Annotated in this window: 17 protein-coding genes and 1 riboswitch; of the genes, 12 read left to right on the forward strand and 5 right to left on the reverse strand. The window is 71.8% G+C overall.

The window, feature by feature from the left end; genetic code table 11:
* Window positions 1-9: 9 nt before the first annotated feature.
* Both G4Z16_RS29785 and G4Z16_RS29790 read right to left on the reverse strand, forming a co-directional pair.
* Window positions 10-801 (reverse strand): DUF5995 family protein, encoded by a 792-nt coding sequence (locus tag G4Z16_RS29785; RefSeq protein WP_246531136.1) that lies wholly within the window; start codon window positions 799-801, stop codon window positions 10-12.
* A gap of 151 nt (window positions 802-952) precedes the next feature.
* A complete protein-coding gene (locus G4Z16_RS29790; protein WP_197353668.1) occupies window positions 953-2,242 on the reverse strand; it encodes an MFS transporter in 1,290 nt (429 codons plus the stop codon).
* 275 nt (window positions 2,243-2,517) lie between these two features.
* Window positions 2,518-2,648, forward strand: a riboswitch (FMN riboswitch).
* A gap of 206 nt (window positions 2,649-2,854) precedes the next feature.
* Here G4Z16_RS29790 and ribD point away from each other — a divergent pair.
* From ribD to G4Z16_RS29840, 10 genes are all read left to right on the forward strand, one after another.
* Window positions 2,855-4,000, forward strand: a complete 1,146-nt coding sequence (ribD, locus tag G4Z16_RS29795; RefSeq protein WP_197355012.1) for a bifunctional diaminohydroxyphosphoribosylaminopyrimidine deaminase/5-amino-6-(5-phosphoribosylamino)uracil reductase RibD — start codon at window positions 2,855-2,857, stop codon at window positions 3,998-4,000.
* The gene (locus G4Z16_RS29800; protein WP_197353669.1) at window positions 4,001-4,648 is read left to right on the forward strand and encodes a riboflavin synthase; all 648 of its coding nucleotides are present in this window, start codon (window positions 4,001-4,003) and stop codon (window positions 4,646-4,648) included.
* A complete protein-coding gene (locus G4Z16_RS29805) occupies window positions 4,645-5,319 on the forward strand; it encodes a nicotinamide mononucleotide transporter family protein (RefSeq protein WP_197353670.1) in 675 nt (224 codons plus the stop codon). Before G4Z16_RS29800 ends, G4Z16_RS29805 begins: the two co-directional genes overlap by 4 nt.
* 101 nt (window positions 5,320-5,420) lie before the next feature.
* Window positions 5,421-6,827 (forward strand): bifunctional 3,4-dihydroxy-2-butanone-4-phosphate synthase/GTP cyclohydrolase II, encoded by a 1,407-nt coding sequence (locus tag G4Z16_RS29810; RefSeq protein WP_197353671.1) that lies wholly within the window; start codon window positions 5,421-5,423, stop codon window positions 6,825-6,827.
* Window positions 6,828-6,930: 103 nt separating this feature from the next.
* Window positions 6,931-7,404 carry a 6,7-dimethyl-8-ribityllumazine synthase gene (gene ribH / locus G4Z16_RS29815; RefSeq protein WP_197353672.1) on the forward strand — a complete coding sequence of 158 codons (474 nt, stop codon included), beginning with the start codon at window positions 6,931-6,933 and terminating at the stop codon, window positions 7,402-7,404.
* A 56-nt stretch (window positions 7,405-7,460) separates the two neighbouring features.
* Window positions 7,461-7,733: a phosphoribosyl-ATP diphosphatase gene (locus tag G4Z16_RS29820; RefSeq protein ID WP_028435962.1), complete on the forward strand. Its 273-nt coding sequence runs from the start codon at window positions 7,461-7,463 to the stop codon at window positions 7,731-7,733.
* Window positions 7,734-7,863: 130 nt separating this feature from the next.
* Window positions 7,864-8,712, forward strand: a complete 849-nt coding sequence (gene hisG, locus G4Z16_RS29825; protein WP_197353673.1) for an ATP phosphoribosyltransferase — start codon at window positions 7,864-7,866, stop codon at window positions 8,710-8,712.
* 29 nt (window positions 8,713-8,741) lie between these two features.
* A complete protein-coding gene (locus G4Z16_RS29830) occupies window positions 8,742-9,188 on the forward strand; it encodes a PH domain-containing protein (RefSeq protein ID WP_197353674.1) in 447 nt (148 codons plus the stop codon).
* Window positions 9,189-9,440: 252 nt separating this feature from the next.
* The gene (locus G4Z16_RS29835) at window positions 9,441-10,826 is read left to right on the forward strand and encodes a hemolysin family protein (protein WP_197353675.1); all 1,386 of its coding nucleotides are present in this window, start codon (window positions 9,441-9,443) and stop codon (window positions 10,824-10,826) included.
* Window positions 10,823-12,070: a hemolysin family protein gene (locus G4Z16_RS29840; RefSeq protein WP_197353676.1), complete on the forward strand. Its 1,248-nt coding sequence runs from the start codon at window positions 10,823-10,825 to the stop codon at window positions 12,068-12,070. The genes G4Z16_RS29835 and G4Z16_RS29840 overlap by 4 nt, the downstream gene beginning before the upstream one ends.
* Here the strand turns inward: G4Z16_RS29840 and G4Z16_RS29845 are convergent.
* Together G4Z16_RS29845 and G4Z16_RS29850 are read right to left on the reverse strand one after the other, a co-directional pair.
* Window positions 11,991-14,054, reverse strand: coding sequence for an AAA family ATPase (locus G4Z16_RS29845; RefSeq protein WP_197355013.1), 2,064 nt, complete (start codon window positions 14,052-14,054; stop codon window positions 11,991-11,993). The genes G4Z16_RS29840 and G4Z16_RS29845 overlap by 80 nt on opposite strands.
* Before the next feature lie 504 nt (window positions 14,055-14,558).
* Window positions 14,559-15,125, reverse strand: a complete 567-nt coding sequence (locus G4Z16_RS29850; protein ID WP_197355014.1) for a uridine kinase family protein — start codon at window positions 15,123-15,125, stop codon at window positions 14,559-14,561.
* Window positions 15,126-15,456: 331 nt separating this feature from the next.
* On the opposite strand from G4Z16_RS29850, the gene G4Z16_RS29855 reads away from it, so the two are divergent.
* Both G4Z16_RS29855 and G4Z16_RS29860 read left to right on the forward strand, forming a co-directional pair.
* Complete coding sequence (locus G4Z16_RS29855; protein WP_197353677.1) at window positions 15,457-16,827, forward strand: peptidase C39 family protein; 1,371 nt, start codon at window positions 15,457-15,459, stop codon at window positions 16,825-16,827.
* Between the two features lie 327 nt (window positions 16,828-17,154).
* Window positions 17,155-18,519, forward strand: a complete 1,365-nt coding sequence (locus G4Z16_RS29860; RefSeq protein WP_197353678.1) for a flavin monoamine oxidase family protein — start codon at window positions 17,155-17,157, stop codon at window positions 18,517-18,519.
* A 55-nt stretch (window positions 18,520-18,574) separates the two neighbouring features.
* Here G4Z16_RS29860 and G4Z16_RS29865 read toward each other — a convergent pair whose 3' ends face one another.
* Window positions 18,575-19,549 (reverse strand): aldo/keto reductase, encoded by a 975-nt coding sequence (locus tag G4Z16_RS29865; protein ID WP_197353679.1) that lies wholly within the window; start codon window positions 19,547-19,549, stop codon window positions 18,575-18,577.
* Between the last annotated feature and the right edge of the window lie 102 nt (window positions 19,550-19,651).

The raw sequence follows: 19,651 nt of genomic DNA on the forward strand, positions 1-19,651 counted from the left end.
CGACGGGCATCATGCACCGTGCCCACTGGAGCGTCTCGTCGCGTCGCCGCCGTGGGCCCTGTCGGCGCACGGCAGGGGAGTCAGCAGACACCGCCCGGCCAGGCCCACGCTCGCGTCCAGACCCTCGGCGAACTCCCCGGCCAGCTCCGGCTGCACCCGCAGACCCCACAGGGCGCGGAAGGCCATCCACGCACCCGAGCGGGCCATCTCCAGGCTCCACGAACCGAGCAGGTGCGTGAGCGGATCGGCCACGTCCAGGACGTCCGGGCCCGGCATCAGCTCCTCACGGATGCGCTCCTCCAGAAGCGTCAGCAGATCCCCGACGCGCTCGAAGTCGCCCTCCAGCGCCTCCGGTTCGGTCTGCCGGGCCTCGCAGGTGGCCAGCAGCGCCAGCGGCAGGTCGTACCCCACGTGCGCGTTGATCCCCGCCAAGGCGAACTGGAGGGGACGGACGTACGGATGGCGCCGCATCTGGAACAGCGGCCGCCAGGACGCAGGGGGGCGGTGGCCCGCTGCGTGTGCCCCGACCGCAGCGAGGAAGCGGCCGGCGAATCGCGCGCCGAGCTCCTCGGCGGAAGCGCGGTCGCTGAACCAGCCCGATTCCAGCCGCCGTTGGAGCTCCACGGTCACCGAGAGATAGACGCGGCCGAAGACGGCCACGCCGTCGCCCTGGGGAAGCCGCGCACCGACGCCGCGCATGCGCCGCACCACCGAGTCGAACGTTCCCGGCGGATGCGGTGGGCCCGGGTGCGGCACCGCGGGCGTCGCGCTCCGCAGGGGTGTCCGTTCAGCTGACGTCATGGGTGCAGAGTGGCAGGCGCGGTGGCGCGCGGTGGCGGACACGACCACTGTGGCGCCCGGACGGGGGACATCCGCGCGTGGCTCGAACGGGCCCGCCTGCCAGGCCCGTTCGAGCCGGCCGAGGGAACGCGTCCGGGGAACGCCCCTGCGCTCAGGAGGTCTCGGGAGCGGACGCCGGGTGGCTCTCCGCCCTGGCGGGGGAGCCCTCGCCCGAGGCCGAGGCCGTCGTGCGCCCTTCGGGACGCAGCATCCCCGCACCCAGCACCAGACCCAGCATCAGCACCGTGACCAGCCCGAACGACACGGACAGCGACGTGGCCTCCGCGATCCAGCCGACGGCGGCGGGAGCCGCCAGCCCCGAGGCGTAGGCGAGAGTGGCGACGCCCGCGATCTCCTGACCCGGTGACGCGGACGGTATTCGGCCCGCCGCCGCGAAGCACAGCGGCACCACCACGGCGACACCGACCCCGATCAGCGCAAAGCCGGTGATCGCCAGTGCGGGTGTACGCGCGACCACCACCAGGGCTCCGCCCGTTGCCGCGGTCAGCCCGCTGATCCTCACCGTCCGCACCGGTCCCAGCCGCCGCACCACCACGTCGCCCAGGAGCCTGGTGACGGCCATCGTGCACGCGAAGGCGGTGAACGCCGAGGCGGCCAGGCCCCGATCGGCGTGCGTCACGTCGCGCAGATAGATGCCCGACCAGTCCATCGACGAGCCCTCCGCGAAGACCGCGAAGAAACCCATGAGTCCGACAGTGAGCGCGGCCCGGCTCGGCAGGGCGAAGCGAGGCGGTGCCTCCGCCTCCGCCTCCGCCTCGGTCCCGGAGCCGGACCCGCCGGCCTCTCCTCCGGTGGCCGTCGGCTGCTCCCTCACGTCCAGCGTCCAGCGGCACGCCACGACGGCCGCGGCGGCGGTCACCGGCGCAACGACGCCGAGATGGACGCGCCCGTCGATACCGGCGTGCGCGGCGAACGCACCGATCGCGCCGCCCAGCAGAGTGCCCACGCTCCACATGCCGTGCAGACCGGACATCACCGACTTCCCGTACCGCTCCTCGATCTGCACCCCGTGGGCGTTCATCGCGACGTCCATGAGGCCGAGCCCGCACCCGTACACGAAGAGGATCACGCACAGCCACAGCAGCGACGGCGAGAGCGCGGGCAGCGCCAGCCCCGCACAGCACATCAGCGACAGCCACGCCAGCGAGCGGCGCGGACCGTGGCGATGCGCGAGGCGTGCGGAGAGCGGCATCGCCGCCGAAGCCCCGATCGTGAGGAAGACCAGCGCCATCCCCAGCCAGCCGTGGCCGAGTTGGAGGTGCTCACGGATCCACGGGATGGCAGTGGCGAAGCTGCCGCTCACCACACCGTGCACGGCGAAGACGGCGGAGATCGCGCGCCGTGCACGGCGGGTGGCCGCGTCGGTGGCGGTCTGCTGCATGTGCGGGATCCTCCGGCCTGTACGTGTGTGTTCGGCGGCTGCCCATTTTCAGCGCCCTTGCCCCGCGCCCGTATCCCGTCGGCCTGCGCGATCCGGGCCACTGTACGGGGGGTCTCGGGCACCCGAACAAGGGGTTTTCGCAAGGCTTTTGCAAGAGGCTGAAAGCGCTCGCACACTCTCGCCGCATCCGTGTGCACGCACTGTGAGTGAGCCCACAGGCATCGGGGGCATGGCGCGTGCTTGTCCGTGGCAGACTGAACGCGTACCAGTGACGTCAGCGCACTCCGGGGTCGGTGAAAGTCCGAACCGGCGGTTACAGTCCGCGACCCGGTCGCCTCCAGCGGCCGGTTGACCAGGTGAAATTCCTGGACCGACGGTGAAAGTCCGGATGGGAGGCAGTGCGCGGCGGGCCGAGACCGGTACACCGCCCCGTCCGTCGGGCGCTGCCGTGCATCGCATGGAAGCGGCCTTCCTTCTCGTGGTGGTGCCCCGGTCCCGACGGTCCGTGCATGCCCCGGAGTCCGTGCCCGAAGAGGCAGGAGAGACCCGGTGGCAACGGACGCAGCAGCCGCAGTGTCAGCCCCTTCCGCCGAACCGGCCGAACGGGCCGCCATGCGCCGTGCCGTCGAACTCGCCTCCCGCGGGCTCGGTTCCACCAGCCCGAACCCCGTCGTGGGCTGCGTCGTGCTCAGCCCCGAGGGCTATCCCGTCGGCGAGGGGTGGCACCAGCGCGCAGGCGGCCCGCACGCCGAGATCCACGCCCTGGCCGAGGCGGGCGACGACGCACGCGGCGGCACCGCAGTCGTCACCCTCGAACCCTGCGACCGCACAGGCCGTACGGGCCCCTGCTCCCGTGCCCTCATCGACGCGGGCATCGCGCGGGTCGTCTACGCCGTCGCCGATCCCTCCGCGCCGGGCGGGGCGAGCAGCCTCGCGGAGGCCGGCATCGACGTCGTACAGGGGCTGCTCGCGGACGAGGCGGCAGCCGGCAACGCCGCCTGGCTCACCTCGGTGCGGGAGCAACGCCCCTACGTCATCTGGAAGTACGCCGCGACGCTCGACGGGCGCATCGCCGCCACCGACGGCTCAAGCCGGTGGATCACCTCCGACGAGGCCCGCGCCGACGTCCACCGTCTGCGCGCCCGCACCGACGCGGTGCTCGTCGGCTCCGGCACGGCACGCGCGGACGATCCGCACCTCGCGGTGCGCGGAGTGTCCGGCGCGGTGCAGCCGCTGCGCGTCGTCCTCGACACCGACGCCTCGGTCGTACGGCCCGGCGCCCGCGTCCTCGACGATGCCGCGCCCACGCTCGTCGCCGTCGCGGAGGACGCCGACGCCGGTGAACTCGAGGGCGTCGCCCAGCTGTTGAGGCTGCCGCGCGCCGGGGACGGCCGGCCGGGGGTCGACCTGGCGGCGCTGCTCGGGGAACTGCACGCGCGTGACGTCCGCTCGGTGCTGCTCGAAGGCGGCCCGACGCTGGCCGGGGCGTTCGTCGCGGCCGGACTGGTCGATGAGGTCATCGGCTACGTCGCACCCGTACTGCTCGGCGCCGGGCCCGCCGCACTCGGCGACGCCGGAATCGCCACCATCGCGCAGGCGTTGCGGCTGAAGGTGACCGAGACCGTGCGCGTCGGCCCCGACCTGCGTATCACCGCGGTTCCCGCGACGGCAGCTCGCGCCGGGACCTCCGGCGCTTCCGTCGCGGTCACTGCATCAACCGCATCCACCGCTTCCACCGCTTCCACCGAGGAGTTCTGAGTGTTCACCGGAATCGTCGAAGAGCTGGGCGAGGTCGTCGCCGTGGAGGAACTGCCGGGCGCGGCACGCTTCAGGCTGCGCGGCCCTCTCGTCACCGAAGGCGCGCGGCACGGCGAGTCGATCGCCGTCAACGGCGTCTGCCTCACCGTCGTGGAGGCGTCCGGCGGCGAGTTCACGGCCGACGTCATCGGTGAGACCCTGGCCCGCTCCTGCCTCGGCGCCCTGACCACCGGCTCCCGCGTCAACCTCGAGCGCCCCATGGCCCTCGGCGGAAGGCTCGACGGGCACCTCGTCCAGGGCCATGTCGACGGCACGGGCACGATCGCCGGGCGGACCGAGGACGGCACGGTGCGGGTCGAGATCCCCTCGGGGCTGGCCAAGTACATCGTCGAGAAGGGCTCCATCACCATCGACGGCGTCAGCCTCACCGTCGTCGAGGCGGGCGACACGCACTTCACCGTCAGCCTGATCCCCACGACGCTGGCGCTGACCACCCTCGGCATCAAGCAGGCCGGAGACCCGGTCAACCTCGAGGTCGACGTCCTGGCCAAGTACGTCGAGCGGCTGCTCACGCACGGCGGTTCCGAGGTGACCGGCTCCGGTGCGGGCGGCAACGGGGCCGCCGGCGCGAAGGAAGCCGTGCGGTGAACGCCCTCGGACTGCTCAACAGCGAGGCCTTCAGCGCCTTCGGCCAGGACGTCATCTACTCCGACCTCATCGGCAACGTCATCGGCCTGGCCGCTCTCGCGCTGGGCTGGCGACGCAACGTCCTCACCTGGCCCGTGCAGGTGCTGGCCGGCGTCGTCCTCGTGTGCGCCTACTACTCGGCGCAGCTCGCGGGCGGGGTCGGCAAGCAGCTGCTGGTCATCGTCGTCGCACTGTGGGGCTGGTGGCAGTGGCGCCGCGGCAACCGCACCGCCGAGGACGGTGCGATCACGGTGCGCTTCGCGCGCCCGCGTGAGCGCGCGGTGCTGCTGGCCGGCACCGTCGCGGGCACCCTCGCCGTCGGCTCGCTCTTCACGCTCATGCCGGAGCTGTCGTGGAATCCCTGGCCGGACGCCTACATCTTCGTCGGCACCCTTGCCGCGATGACGGCGCAGGCCCGCGGGCTCGTGGAGTTCTGGTTCGCCTGGCTGCTGGTCGACATCGTCGGCGTCCCGCTGGCCTTCAGCAGCGGGCTGGCCTTCTCGGGGCTGGTCTACGTCCTCTACCTCGGGCTCGTGCTGTGGGGGCTGCGCAGCTGGTGGCTGAGGACCCGCACGAGCGCACCCGTGGCTTCCGCCCGGCGGGAGTCCCCTGTCGAAGGAGCACGTCCATGAGCGGGTCCGGCAGCGCCGCCGGGCCGCTGCCCGGCACGAACGGCACGTACGGCACGTACGGTACGAAAGGCCCGCGCGGGCCGCAGCAAGGAGGCGCAGGTATGAGCGCAGTGACGGCCGACTGGTACTCGGACGGCGAGTCCGCCGGGACCTCCGGGTTTCCCGGGAGCGGCCCCGACGACTTCGAACTCGACCCGGTCGAGCGTGCGATAGCAGATGTCGCCCTCGGCAGGCCCGTGGTCGTCGTGGACGACGAGAACCGGGAGAACGAGGGTGACCTGATCGTCGCCGCCGAGCGCGTCACGCCCGAGATCGTCGCCTTCATGATGAGCGAGTGCCGGGGCCTGATCTGCACGCCCATGGAGTCGGACGATCTCGACCGGCTCGACCTGCCGCAGATGGTCGAGCGGAATTCCGAGGCGATGGGCACGGCCTTCACCGTTTCCGTGGACGCCACCGGTCGCCACGGCGTCACCACCGGCATCTCGGCCGCCGACCGTGCCACCACCATCCGGCTGCTGGCCGACCCGGAGGCCGTGCCGTCCGACTTCGTACGCCCCGGGCACGCCTTCCCGCTGCGCGCAAAGCCCGGCGGCGTGCTGGAACGGGCCGGGCACACCGAGGCAGGGGTGGACCTGGCGCGGCTGGCCGGGCTCCGTCCCGCCGCCGCCATCGTCGAGATCGCCGGCGAGGACGGCACCATGCTGCGGCTGCCCGAGCTTCTCCCGTTCGCCCGCAAGCACGGCCTCGCGGTGATCTCCATCGAGGCCCTCATCGCCTACCGCGAGGCCACCGAGGGACCGGCCCGTCAGGAGCGCGAGCCGGCCACCGTCCCCGCGGAACCCGCAGCGCCCGCGGTCGACACCGTGGAGCCCACGGTCCTGCGTGAGGCCACCACGCGGCTGCCCACACGCCACGGGGAGTTCAGGGCGTACGGGTACCGCTCCACCATCGACGGCGTCGAGCACATCGCACTGGTCGTCGGCGACCTCACCGAGAACGGAGGCGAGGACGTCCTGGTACGGGTGCACTCCGAGTGCCTCACCGGAGACGTCTTCGGGTCGCTGCGCTGCGACTGCGGCATGCAGCTGGACTCGTCCCTGGAGCGGGTCCAGTCCGAGGGCCGAGGCGTGGTGGTGTATCTGCGCGGCCACGAGGGCCGGGGCATCGGGCTGCTGTCCAAGCTGCGCGCGTACGAGCTCCAGGAGCGCGGCCGCGACACCCTCGACGCCAACCTCGAACTCGGGCTGCCCGCCGACGCCCGCGACTACGCGGCCGCCGCCCGGATGCTCGACGACCTGGGCGTGCGGTCCCTGCGGCTGATGACCAACAACCCGGACAAGTCCGAGGCGCTCGCCCGGCACGGGCTGCGCGTCGACGAGCGCGTGGCCATGCCCGTCGAAGCCGGTGAGCACAACCTGAACTACCTGCGCACCAAGCGCGACCGCATGGGCCACGAGCTGCCGTGGCTGGAGGCCCGGAAGGCCTCACCCTGCGGCAACCAGTGACCACCCGCACGACGCCGAGTCGACGGCGGACCACACCAGCGACATCACCAGCGACAGCACCGGTATCGAAGACATCGGCCGGCAGAGGCAAGGAGCAAGGACCGTGAGCGGCAAGGGCGCCCCCGAACTGACCGTCGAAGAGTGCGGCGATCTGCGAGTGGCCGTGGTGGCCGCTCAGTGGCACGAGACCGTCATGGACGGCCTCGTGGCCGGCGCCCTGCGCGCCGCCCGCGAGCTGGGCACCGCCGAACCCACGCTGCTGCGCGTCCCCGGCAGCTTCGAACTTCCCGTCGCGGCCGCGGCGCTTGCCCGCGCCGGGTACGACGCCGTCGTCGCTCTCGGCGTCGTCATCCGCGGCGGTACACCGCACTTCGACTACGTCTGCCAGGGAGTCACCCAGGGGCTGACACAGGTCGGCGTCGAGACCGGCGTCCCCATCGGGTTCGGGGTCCTCACGTGCGACGACGAGGAGCAGGCCCTCGACCGCGCGGGGCTCGCCGGCTCCCGCGAGGACAAGGGCCACGAGGCCACCACGGCCGCCGTGGCCACGGCCGCCGCGCTGCGCACCGTGGCCTGAGCGCCCCCACCCGGGCGCGGGGGGCCCGCGGGCCCCCACGTAGAGTTGGGAACACCATGGCGAACAAGACATTCGAGGAGCTCTTCGCCGAGCTCCAGCACAAGGCCGCCAACGGCGACCCCATCACCTCACGCACGGCGGAACTGGCCGCCCAGGGCGTGCACTCCATCGGCAAGAAGATCGTCGAGGAGGCCGCCGAGGTGTGGATGGCAGCCGAGTACGAGGGGGACGAGCGCACCGCCGAGGAGATCTCGCAGCTCCTCTACCACGTGCAGGTCATGATGATCGCCCGCGGCGTGACCCTCGAAGACGTATACGCTCATCTCTGATCCATGCGCCCGCCGGCTCCCGGCTGCCGCCCTTCCTTCTCTCCGGTTTCTCTGATTTCTCCGGTCCGGAAGTCTTCGGTCCAGAAGTCTCCGAGCCCCGCACCTCACCCACGCAAAGGAATCACGCACCATGCTGCGCATCGCCGTCCCCAACAAGGGTTCACTCTCCGAGCCTGCGGCGGAGATGCTCCATGAAGCCGGTTACAAGCAGCGCAAGGACCGCCGCGAACTCGTGCTGGTCGACAGCGAGAACGACGTCGAGTTCTTCTTCCTGCGCCCCCGCGACATCGCCGTCTACGTCGGCTCCGGCAAGCTCGACATCGGCATCACCGGCCGCGACCTGCTGCTGGACTCCGGGGCGAAGGCCGAGGAGATCCTCCAACTCGGCTTCGCGGGCTCGACGTTCCGCTACGCCACCCGCCCCGGCACCGCCAAGGACGTGTCCGAGTTCCAGGGCATGACCGTCGCCACGTCCTTCGCCGGCATCGTCTCCAAGCACCTCGCCGAGCACGGCGTGGACGCCTCCGTCGTGCACCTCGACGGAGCGGTGGAGACCGCCATCCAGCTCGGTGTCGCCGAAGTGATCGCCGACGTCGTGGAGACGGGCAGCACCCTGCGCAACGCCGGGCTCGAGATCATCAGCGAGCCGATCCTGCACTCCGAGGCCGTCGTCGTGCGCGGCACCGACGCCCCCGACGACGACCCGAAGGTCCGGCAGTTCCTCCGCCGCATGCAGGGCGTTCTCGTCGCCCGGCGGTACGTGATGATGGACTACGATATCCGCGCCGAGCACCTGGAAGCGGCCGTCGCCCTCACGCCGGGGCTCGAATCGCCCACCGTGTCACCGCTGCACGACCAGGGCTGGGTCGCCGTACGCTCCATGGTGCGTACGAAGGAGGCGCAGCGCATCATGGACGACCTGTACGAGCTGGGCGCCCGCGCCATCCTCACCACCGGCATCCACGCCTGCCGCCTCTGACCCGCCGTGTGTCCTCCAGGAGGGGCCGGATGACCGAACTGCCCGCTCTGCCCGTCACGTTCCGCCCGAAGCGAACGCGCGCCGTCCTCATCACCGTCGGCGTCGCGCTGTTCGCCGTGCTCACCGTCGTCGCCGTGCTACTGCCGGCGACGAGCACGGGGGAGCGGATCAGCTTCGTCTTCACCGGGCTGCTCTTCCTCGGCGTACTGCTGATGCTCTCGCGTCCGCATGTGACCGCGGACGAGGGAGGGCTCACCGTCGTCAATCTGACGACCAAGCGGCGCCTCGAATGGGCGGAAGTGCTCCGGGTCAACCTCCGCCAGGGCGACCCGTGGGTGAGCCTCGACCTCGCCGACGGCACCAGCCTGGCGGCCATGGGCATCCAGCCCGGGATCGCCAAGGAGCGGGCCATCGCCGACGCCGGCGCGCTGCGTGCCCTCGCCGAGAGCCACGGCACGGGGGAGACGGTGCGCTGATGCACTGACAGGCGCTTTCGCCACGCCCCGCCGCGGTCCCGTCACAGCCTGCTGCTGTTCCCGCGGCGGAACCGACTCGTCCGCCCGCGGCCTCTGCCGTAGCGCTCACGGACGTGTTTACTCTGGTCGATACGGCGGATCCAGCCGCCCCCATCGCGAACCGCTACCCGAGGAGTGACCACCGTCAGAAATGGACGGATCGCCCTGTAGTACCAGCGCTGTGCCCCCCAGCCACCTCAGGGGAGACACAGCATGACCCTTTCGCTCACACTCCTCGCCGCCGCCTTCGTGCTGATCCTCGCCAACGGCTTCTTCGTCGCCGCCGAGTTCGGCCTCGTCACCGTCGAGCGGCCCGAGGCCGAACGGGCCGCCGCCCAAGGAGACCGCCGGGCGCGCGCCGTCACCGCGGCCCTGCGCGAGCTCTCCTTCCAGCTCTCCGGCACGCAGCTCGGCATCACACTCACCTCCCTCGTCGTCGGCATGCTCTGCGAGCCCGCGCTCGCGCATCTGCTCAACGGCCCGCTCACAGCGACGGGCCTGCCCGAGGGAGCCGTGGCCGGCACCGCCGTCACGATAGGCATGTTCGTCGCCTCGGCCGTGCAGATGGTCATCGGCGAACTCGTCCCCAAGAACTGGGCGGTCTCCCGGCCGCTGGCAGTCGCCCGCTTCGTCGCGGGCCCGCAGCGCCTCTTCTCCGCGGCCTTCCGCCCCGTGATCACGCTGCTCAACGCCCTCGCGAACCGCATCGTCCGAGCGTTCGGCGTTCAGCCCGCCCAGGAGCTGGCCTCGGCCCGCACTCCGGGCGAACTGATCTCCCTGGCACGGCATTCGGCTCGCGCCGGAGCCATCGAGCAGGACACCGCGGACCTCTTCGTGCGGACGCTCTCCCTGGCCGGCCTGACGGCGCAGCACGTGATGACTCCGCGGGTGCGGGTCAGCGCGCTGCAGAGCGGCGCCACCGCCGAGGACGTCGTCAACCTGACCCGCGCGACGGGCCTCTCCCGCTTCCCCGTCTGCCGCGAACGCCTCGACGAGATCACCGGCACCGCCCACCTCAAGGACGCCCTCGCCGTTCCCGCGCAGGACAGGCTGCGGACCCCCGTCGACGACATCACCGCCCCGGCCCTGCTCGTCCCGGAGACGCTGCCCGTGCAGCCGCTGCTGGAACGGCTCCGCAACGAGGCACCCATCGCCGTCGTCGTCGACGAGTACGGCGGCACGGCCGGTGTCGTCACCCTGGAGGACATCGTCGAGGAGCTGGTCGGCGAGGTACGCGACGAGCACGACCGCGACGACCTGCCCGCGCTCGCCCCCGCCGCCCCCGACCCGGAGGGCCGTCCCGCCTGGGACGCCGACGGAGGCTGCCGCGTCGACCTGCTGCGGCGCATCGGCCTCGACGCACCCGAGGGCCCGTACGAGACCGTCGCGGGTCTCGTCGCCGACCGGCTCGGACGCATTCCGGCGCCGGGCGACACCGCGCATCTTCCCGGTGGCCCGGGAGCACCCGGCTGGCAGCTGCGTGTGCGTCTGGTCGACCACCACCGCGCCGAGCGCGTCCGCATCGTACGGACCGAGGAGAACGGGCGCAGCAGCGCGCCGCGCCGGCGGGCCGTGCACGCCGAGAGGAGCATGCTGTGAGCGCCCTCCAACTCCTCTTCGCGGCCCTGCTGGTGCTCGGCAACGGCTTCTTCGTCGGCGCCGAGTTCGCGCTGGTCTCCGTGCGCCGCAGCCAGATCGAACCGCTCGCGGCCGCCGGGTCGGCCCGCGCCCGCCGGGTGCTGAACGGTCTGGAGAACCTGCCGCAGATGATGGCCGCGGCGCAGTTCGGCATCACCGTGTGCTCGCTGACGCTCGGCGCCGTCGCCGAACCGACCATCGCCCACCTGCTGGAGCCTCTCTTCGACGCTGTGCGGCTGCCGGAGGCGCTGGTCCACCCGGTCGGCTACGTCGTGGCGCTGGCCGTCGTCGTCGCCTGCCACCTCGTCATCGGCGAGATGGTGCCCAAGAACCTCGCCATGGCGGCACCGGAACGCACCGCCCTGTGGCTGAGCCCCGCACTCGTGGCCTTCGCCCGGCTGTCGCGGCCGGTGACGGCCGGGCTCGGCAGCTGTTCCAAGGTCGTCCTGCGTCTCTTCCGCGTCGAGCCCAAGGACGAGGTCGAGTCGGCCTTCACCAGCGAGCAGCTCGCCGACCTCCTCGCGGACTCCCGCCAGGCGGGACTGCTGGACCACGAGGAGCACGAACGCCTCTCCGACGCCCTCGAACTCGGTTCCCGGCCGGTGACGGACGTACTGCTCACCAGAGGTTCCCTGGTGACGGTGGGTCCCGGTGTCACGCCCCGGGAGGTCGAGGAACTCACCGTGCGCACGGGGTATTCACGCTTCCCGATCTGCGCTCCCGACGGTGCCTTCATGGGCTATCTGCATGTGAAGGACATACTCGACCTGACCGAGGACGACCGCGCCGTACCGCAGCATCTCTGGCGTTCCATGACGACGCTCCGTGCCGAACTACCCCTGGACGACGCGCTGGCCGCGATGCGGAGTGCCGCCTCGCATCTCGCGGCCGTCGCCGACGCGTCGGGACGGGTGCTCGGCCTGGCAGCGCTGGAGGACGTGCTGGAGATGCTCGTCGGCGAAGTCCACGACCCGGCGCACGAATCGGCGGGCGTCCCGCCGCAACAGCGCAGCGGCGGCGGGCCTTCCGGCTCCACAGGCGGAAATGATGCAGGCCCTGGGGGTTCACCGGCCTCGCCCGATGCGCCTGAGCCGGCCGGAGACGCCTCGGGCGAGGAGCAGCCCGTCAGGACAGGGGAGGCGGCGGGTCGGGACGGGGGCCGTCCGGGCCCCGCCCGGAGAGCACCTCACCGTACGCCTGCATGAGGTCCGGCAGCCGCAGCGTGGACAGATCGTCCCGCGTGGGGGTGCCCGGATAGGTGGACAGGCGCAGATCGCGGTAGGCGCAGCTCTTCTCGTACAGGGTGCGCAGGAAGCGGCCGTTGCCCAGCTCGTCGACCCATCCCTGATCGACGACGTGGCCGCTGATGCTGCGCATCTCCTCCAGGCTCTCCTCGTCCCACACGTCGCCGTTCTCGGCGGCGAGCACCTCACCGATCGCTGTCAGCTCCAGCGGACGGTAGCTGGGGAAGTCGACGCGCGTCGTGAAGCGTGAGGAGAGGCCCGGGTTGGTGGCCAGCAGCCTGTCCATGCCCTCCCGGTAACCGGCGAGGATCACCACGAGTTGGTCCCGGTTGTCCTCGGCGCGCTTCAGCAGCACCTGCAGCGCCTCGTCGCCGTACGCGTCGCCCTTGCTGTAGCCGGAGTTGGACAGGGCGTACGCCTCGTCGACGAAGAGCACACCGCCCATGGCCGAGTCGATGAGCTCGTTCGCCTTCACGGCCGTCTGGCCGAGGAACTCGCCCACGAGATCGGCCCGTTGGGCCTCCACGAGATGGTCTCCGCCCAAGAGTCCCAGCGCGTAGAACGCGCGGCCGAGTATGCGTGCCACGGTTGTCTTGCCCGTGCCGGAGGGGCCCGAGAAGACGAAGTGCCGCTTCGGCGGCTGCACCGGCAGCCCCTGGGCCGCGCGCAGCCGCGCCATGTGCAGCTGGGCCGACAGCGCACGCACCTGGCGCTTGACCGGCTCCAGGCCCACCATCCGCTCCAGCTCGTCCAGCGCCTGCGCGAGCAGCACCGGGTCGGACGGGCCGGTCAGCACACGGTCGGCCGCGTCGCCGGCGGTGTGCGGCACCATCCGGTCCCGTACGGCGTCCGAGTCGACCCGCACCGGCTCCGCCGGATCTCCCGAATCCTCCAGGCGCAGCGCGTCGGCGCCCGGGTCGATGTCCGGGTCGGCGCTCTCCGCCGGGTCCGGCACGCCGGGTCCGCCCGGCCCGTCGAGGCCGGCGGTGGCCGGGACGCCACCGGGCCCGGTGTCAGCGGCGGAGGCTTCGGCGGCTGCCTCGGCCGCGTCCATCCCGGGATCGAAAGTGCCGTCCATGCCCTCGAGGCCGTCCTGCCCCACCCGGCCGCCGGCGCCGGTGTCGGTGCCCGCGAGGGTGACGGCCGCGGCCAGGTCGCCGGTGTCGCCGAGGCCGTCGCCCTCGGCGATGGTGGTCAGGCGCGCGGCGGTGTCCATGAAGGCCGGGTCGATGCGGTGCACCGCGCGGTACAGCGGCAGGGCGGCGGCGCTGCGTCCGGTGCCCTCACGGGCGCGCGCGAGCCAGTAGCGCAGCTCCTTGCGCTGCGGCTGCTCGCTGCGGCAGCGCATGAGGGCGGCGGCCAGCAGAGGCTCAGCCTGCCCGTACATCTCCAGGCGCACCCGGGCCATCCCCGCGAAGAGGCCCGCCTCTATGCCCAGCAGCGCGTCGTCGACGAGAGGTTCGGTGTGCGCGACGAGACGCTCCCAGTCCTTCGCGAGGTACGCCCGGCAGGCGTGCAGGAACCGCACCTGCGGATCGGTCTCCACGGGAGGGCAGTCGGCGAGCGCCCTGTCGAGTTCCGCGACGTGCCGCCCGTCCAGCCAGTGCGACGCGTGCGCCAGCAGCAGATCACGTTCGCTCTCCAGCACCGGCTGCACCCACCAGCCCAGCCAGTACCAGGAGTTGAGGTTGCGGGCGTGACGTGCGCGCTGCTCACCGAAGCGGTTGCGGTTGTGGTACATGCGCAGCAGGGCCGTCGCCGTGTCCGCGCGCAGCGCGTGCAGCCCCAGCCAGCCGTCGGCCATGCCGGGATCGAGCCGCACCGCCGTGTGGAACTCCTCCTCGGCCTGGGCGTACTGACCCACGGTGTAGGCGTCGACGCCCCGCAGCCAGGCAAGGTCGGCAGGGGTGTGCAGATGCGGGCCGCCCTGCGTGCCGTAATCCATCACGTCCCCCACGAAACGTCCCCCGTCATCCGCCGACGGCCCGCCCGCCTATCTCCGGGGGCCCTGTCCCCGAAGTCCCGGCGCCGGGCAGCCGGATGAGGTGTGGGACGAACGTCCGTACTCCTGGCGGGACTTGAGGCTCGTTGACCCTGGTTTGCCCGATGTCCAGCTTCCCTACGCATCGTACCTGCGAGATCGTCCCGGCCGAAGGGTGGTGCACGCGGTACGGAAGGAGCCGGTGGGAGATATCGGTGCGGTCAGGTTCGGTCACATACGGTGAACCACGCCGGGCCACGGGACGCGGTGGGAGCGGAGGAAGACAGAACGAAGCCCCCGATCACGGGGGAACAACCGGGGGCTTCGCGTCTGCAGGCGACCTGTACAGACCGCCTGTTGGAAAAGTAATTCCTGTGAGGCTCCCGGGTCAAGCGGCCCCGGTGGCCGGTACCTGAAGGAGCGGCTGGAAACCCCCAACGGGTAACCGAGCGTGAGGAGTTGGGACTGTCAGCGGCCTCCCGCAGGCCCCTCCCGCACCTCGAATCCCAGCTCTCCCTGACGCACCACGTAATTCGCAGACGAATACGAGGGGTCCTCCGCGAAATGCGCTTTCTCGCTGCGCATCCATGCATCCCAGAAATCCGCCAGCGCCTCGCCGTCCCGCATCCGGCCACGTCGCCACGCGTCCTGCGGCGCCATGTCCATCCACATCAGGCAGGCCAGACGCGGACGCAGCGAGCGGCGGCCCGCCCCGACGCCCTCGACGAGGACCACGGGTTCGGGCGGCAGCGGCGTCCACGCGTCCGCGTCCGCGGGGAAGGCGGCCCGCGTCCAGTCGTACGCCGCGTAGTGCGCCGTGCGCCCCTGCGAGAGGGGGGTGAGCACCTGTTCGGTGAGACGTCCGGTCCAGTCGAAGAAGGCGTCGTGACTGGCCAGATCGTCCAGATGCAGCACGGGGGCCCCGCCGAGGGCGGCGGAGAGCCGGCCGGCGAAGGTCGTCTTGCCCGACCCCGCGTGGCCGTCCACGCCGACCAGCCGCACGGGCCCGCACGAGGGCGGCAGATCCCGGAGCAGAGCGGCGGTCGCGGTGAGGGAGACGTCCGGGCCGGGCGTCGCGGCGGCAGAGGACGAGTCAGAAGCGGTGTGCGGCGCGACAGCGGAGCGAGCGCCGGGTATGGAAGGAACCGCGCACTCCGAAGCGCCGGGGGAACGGTCGGGCCTGGACACCCGACCAGCCTACGGTCACACCGCGGATGTCCCGCCGCGCCGGCGTCGCCACTGGTCCACTCCAATATTGGTGCGTGCGTCCCAGCCGGAGCGGTGGCCCGGTGGGCGCCGGAGCGGGGATAGTGGCACTCTGACGCGCACCTGCCGCATGGGAACCGAGGTTGAGGGATCTATGGCCATGAACAGCAGACCCACCACGCGCCGTACCGTACTCGCCGCCGCCGTCGCCGCGGCGGCCATGGCAACCGCCCCGCCCGCCTCGGCGGCAGGTCTGGCCGGCAGGCCCGGCCGAGCGGCAGCCGAAAAGTCGAAGATCTCGCTGCACAGCTGGAACACCAAGCGCGACTGGGAGGCGGGCAAGGCCGAGGGCACGCGCGTGGTGGGGCGTGGCCGCCCCGCCGTCGTCTTCGAGACCCCGCAGGGCACCGCCAAGTACAAGGACCCGCACACCGGCGAGAGCGCCACCTGGGAGTACGCCACCTGGACCTCGCCGCTGCAGTCCGCCGGGGTGGCCGCGGGTGAAGTCATCGCCTCGTGGAACGCGCACACTCCGAAGGGCACCTGGCTGCGCGTCGAACTCGAGGGCCGCTACTCCGACGGCACGAAGACGCCCTGGTACACGATGGGCATCTGGACCGCAGGCGACGGCAAGGACGTGCCGCGGCGCACCTCCGTCGACGACCAGAGCGACGGCAAGTCCAGCGTGTGGACGGACACTCTCGCCATCGACGACCTCGACAGCGACCTGCGTCTGATCGCCTACAAGCTGCGCGTCACGCTCTACCGGGCGCTGGCCAGCGGGGCGAAGCCGGCCGTGTGGCGGCTGAGCGCGATGAGTTCGGACGTTCCCGACCGCTTCGAGGTCCCGGCGTCCAAGCCCGGCCCCGGCCGCGGTATCGAACTGGAGGTTCCGCGCTTCTCGCAGGAGGTGCACAAGGGCCGGTACCCCGAGTACGACAACGGCGGTGAGGCCTGGTGCAGCCCGACCTCGTCGACGATGATCCTCGAGTACTGGGGCCGCACGCCGTCCAAGAAGGACCTGGAGTGGGTCGACCCCGACTTCACGGACCCGCAGGTGTGTCACGCGGCGCGCTACACCTTCGACTACCAGTACGAGGGCTGCGGCAACTGGCCCTTCAACGCGGCCTATGCGGCGACCTACCGCGACATGGAGGCTGTGGTCACCCGACTGGGGAGCCTCACCGACGTCGAGCGGCTGGTGGCGGCGGGGATTCCCGTCATCACCTCGCAGTCCTTCATCGAGTCGGAGCTGGACGGCGCCGGTTACGGCACGGCCGGGCATCTGATGACCGTCATCGGCTTCACGCAGGACGGCGACATCATCGCCAACGACCCTGCCTCCGAAGACAACGACGCCGTGCGTCACATCTACAAGCGCAGGCAGTGGGAGAACATCTGGCTGCGCACCAAGCGCAAGGACGCGGACGGCAAGGTCAAGTCCGGTACGGGCGGCGTGTGTTACCTCTACTTCCCGACCAGCCTGTCGGCCGGGCAGCGCAAGGTCCTCCGCGACCTCGGCATCCGCTGAGCCCGGCCGGTCCGGACCCGGTTCCCACGCGGGCGGCGGCACCGGCCGCCGCCCGAGGCGAGTTCGACGCCGGGAATCCGCGAGGCGGCCGGGTGCCGGTCGGCACCTGGACGAGCATCTGCACCCGATCCGCCGAGCGCGGGCGCGTGTGAGATCCACCGCAGCGCCGGACGGAACGGGCCGATCCGGGGCACCATCGGCTCAGTTGATCCGGTGAGGTGGACAGGGCGGGGGCCGCGGTGCTGGCGAACTCGGTTGGTGTGGGCGGGCCATGGCGGCACCCGGGAACTCCTCTTTCTCGCCCCGGTTCCGGGAACTCTCAGCCCGATGAGGCGTGTGCGCCCGGTGAGTGAATCACGCGGGGGCGGCCCGGGACGCAGGACCGTGGTGACCGCCGGTCTCTCGGTTGCGGCCGGAGGGATCGCCGGTGGCGGGCGGAGTCGCGGGGCCCACCGGGCGGCGGGACCGGGCGCCGTTCCCGAGCCGGTGTCCCTTCTCCGTACGTCGTGGTCGAGGGACCCGTTCGCCCGGGGCTCGTACTCCTTCCTCGCCCCGAGCCCGCTCGGGGCGAAGGCGCGGACACTGCTCGCCGCACCCCTGAACGGACGTCTGCATTTCGCGGGGGAGGCCTGCTCGTCCGAGGCTCCGGCCACGGCCCACGGAGCGCTGGAAAGCGGACGGCGTGCCGCCGTGGAGATCATCCGCAGTGACCGTGCGGGGCGGCGCGTGGTGGTGATCGGTGCGGGCTTCGCCGGTCTGGGCTGCGCCCGCGAACTGGCGGACGAGGGCTACGAGGTGACCGTTCTGGAAGCCCGTGACCGTGTCGGCGGCCGCGTCCGGACCCGGCGGATCGCCGGCGTCCCGGCCGAGATGGGTGCCTCCTGGATCCACGGCTCCCAGGGCAACGTGATGACGCGTGTGCTGCGGCAGAGCGGTGGCCGTGGCCGCGAGTTCGACTACGACAGCGTCACCGGGCGCGATGCCGCCGCCGTGGCCGAACTCGGCCGTCACCGCAGGAAGCTCGACGACGTCGAGGAGCCGGACACCACTCCGGTCTCCGCGGTCCTTCCCCGGTCGCCTTCGGCCGCCCTGCGCTACGCGGCCAACGTCCACTACACCCAGGAGTACGCCGCCGACCCCGACCGGCTCGCCGTGAGCGCGGAGTGGGAGGGCCGTGAGCTGCGAGGGCCCGATCTGCTGCTGCCGGAGGGCTACGACCGTCTGATCGCCCAGGTCCGCGGTGAGCTTCCCGTGCGTACCGGGGCCGTCGTGACCTCAGTGCGCCACAACTCCGAAGGGGCCGCGGTCAGGGTGAGGAACGGTCCGCAGGTCGAAGCCGACCACGCCGTGGTCACCGTCCCGGTCGGTGTACTGAAGGCCGGGACGCTCGCGTTCGACCCGCCTCTGCCGCCGGTGAAGTCGCAGGCCCTCGAAGCGCTCGGCAGCGGGCTGCTCGACAAGCTCTGGCTGGAGTTCCCCTACGTCTTCTGGGACCGGAACGTCGATGTCATCGAGTTCTTCGACCGCGAGGAACCGGGACTGTGGTCCTGGTGGGTCAACGGCTGGAAGGTCTTCGGCGAACCCGTGCTCCTTGGCTTCAACGCGGGCAGGACGGCCCAGAGTCTGGCCCGGGCTTCCGACGACGCGGTCCTCGCCAGCTGTATGAAGGCGCTCCGCGGCATGCGCCGGTAGCCCGCCACGCCCCGGGCGGACGGGACCGGTGAGGGACCGGGACCGGAGTCCTCGACTACGTCCACGGCAGGGTGGCCCTGTGCTGCCAGTACGCGGTCGCCGTCTCCGCCATGGACGACAGCGCCTCCACGTCGCCGGGCGTCAGGTGGGCGCCGGACGCCGAGATGTTGTCGTTGAGCTGGCCCGTCGTGGCGGCGCCGGAGAGGACGATGCCCGCCCAGGGCTGATGCAGGACGGCGGCCAGAGCCAGGGCGTCCGTGGTGGTGCCGGTCTCCCTCGCGAGGTGGCCGAGGGGTGAGTGAGCCGCCTCCTGTGCGAGACGGCCGTTGGCGAGGGCCTCCTTGACGATGACGGTGCGTCCCGCGTCGTGCGCCTCCGCGAGCGCGGGCCCGGCCGACGGTTCGAGCAGGTTGTACGTGGCCTGGACGCTGGAGAAGAGCGGGATGCCCTCCACCTCGACGGAGAGCGCCGAGCGGATGGCGGCTGCCTGTTCGGGCCCGCTCGTGGACAGTCCGATGGTGACGCCCTCGGCGGCGAGACCGGCGAGTTCGTCCTGCAGCGCGCGATCGGTGAGGACGGGGCTGCCCGGCGTCACGGAGTGGACCTGGTACAGGTCGAGGCGGCTGCCGAGAAGGCGCCGCGTCTCGGCCAGTTGGCGCTCGAAGGTGGCCCGGCTGTGGTCCTTGACCTCGTGCACCTTCGCGTCGGTGCGCCACTCGCCGGTGTACGTGTAGCCCCACTTGCTGCCGATCACGACGTCGTCGCTCCGGGAGCGGCTCCGCAGCCACTCGGCAAGGAACTCCTCCGACCTGCCGTAGGAGCGGGCCACGTCGAAGTACCGCACCCCGTGGGCGTATGCCGCGTCGAGCACTTCGTGGGAGCGGGTCTCCATCGCCTCGACCGTCCGGTCGGCGGGCAGATCCGACTCCCGTCCCAGGGTGATGTAGGCCGGACGTCCCAGAGCGGCCAGGCCGAGCCCGATCCGGGTGGCCGGGGTGGCGGCGTGAAGGTCGAAAGGCACGGGCGGCATCCTCCGGTGAGCTGGTCCGGGCAGGGCGGCGTCACCGTACCCGAATTGAAGCTGTGGCCCTGCGGACGCGGCCGCCGTCGGGTTGGGTTGATCGTGGGGCCG

It is taken from the genome of Streptomyces bathyalis, from assembly GCF_015910445.1.
GTDB lineage: Bacteria > Actinomycetota > Actinomycetes > Streptomycetales > Streptomycetaceae > Streptomyces > Streptomyces bathyalis.

Excerpts from the sequence above, each read along its gene's own strand:
- G4Z16_RS29785 (WP_246531136.1), bottom strand. The coding sequence starts at position 801 with ATGACGTCAGCTGAACGGACACCCCTGCGGAGCGCGACGCCCGCGGTG.
- G4Z16_RS29790 (WP_197353668.1), bottom strand. The coding sequence starts at position 2,242 with ATGCAGCAGACCGCCACCGACGCGGCCACCCGCCGTGCACGGCGCGCG.
- ribD (WP_197355012.1), top strand. The coding sequence starts at position 2,855 with ATGCGCCGTGCCGTCGAACTCGCCTCCCGCGGGCTCGGTTCCACCAGC.
- G4Z16_RS29810 (WP_197353671.1), top strand. The coding sequence starts at position 5,421 with ATGAGCGCAGTGACGGCCGACTGGTACTCGGACGGCGAGTCCGCCGGG.
- G4Z16_RS29820 (WP_028435962.1), top strand. The coding sequence starts at position 7,461 with ATGGCGAACAAGACATTCGAGGAGCTCTTCGCCGAGCTCCAGCACAAG.
- hisG (WP_197353673.1), top strand. The coding sequence starts at position 7,864 with ATGCTGCGCATCGCCGTCCCCAACAAGGGTTCACTCTCCGAGCCTGCG.
- G4Z16_RS29830 (WP_197353674.1), top strand. The coding sequence starts at position 8,742 with ATGACCGAACTGCCCGCTCTGCCCGTCACGTTCCGCCCGAAGCGAACG.
- G4Z16_RS29835 (WP_197353675.1), top strand. The coding sequence starts at position 9,441 with ATGACCCTTTCGCTCACACTCCTCGCCGCCGCCTTCGTGCTGATCCTC.
- G4Z16_RS29845 (WP_197355013.1), bottom strand. The coding sequence starts at position 14,054 with ATGGATTACGGCACGCAGGGCGGCCCGCATCTGCACACCCCTGCCGAC.
- G4Z16_RS29855 (WP_197353677.1), top strand. The coding sequence starts at position 15,457 with ATGAACAGCAGACCCACCACGCGCCGTACCGTACTCGCCGCCGCCGTC.
- G4Z16_RS29860 (WP_197353678.1), top strand. The coding sequence starts at position 17,155 with ATGAGGCGTGTGCGCCCGGTGAGTGAATCACGCGGGGGCGGCCCGGGA.
- G4Z16_RS29865 (WP_197353679.1), bottom strand. The coding sequence starts at position 19,549 with ATGCCGCCCGTGCCTTTCGACCTTCACGCCGCCACCCCGGCCACCCGG.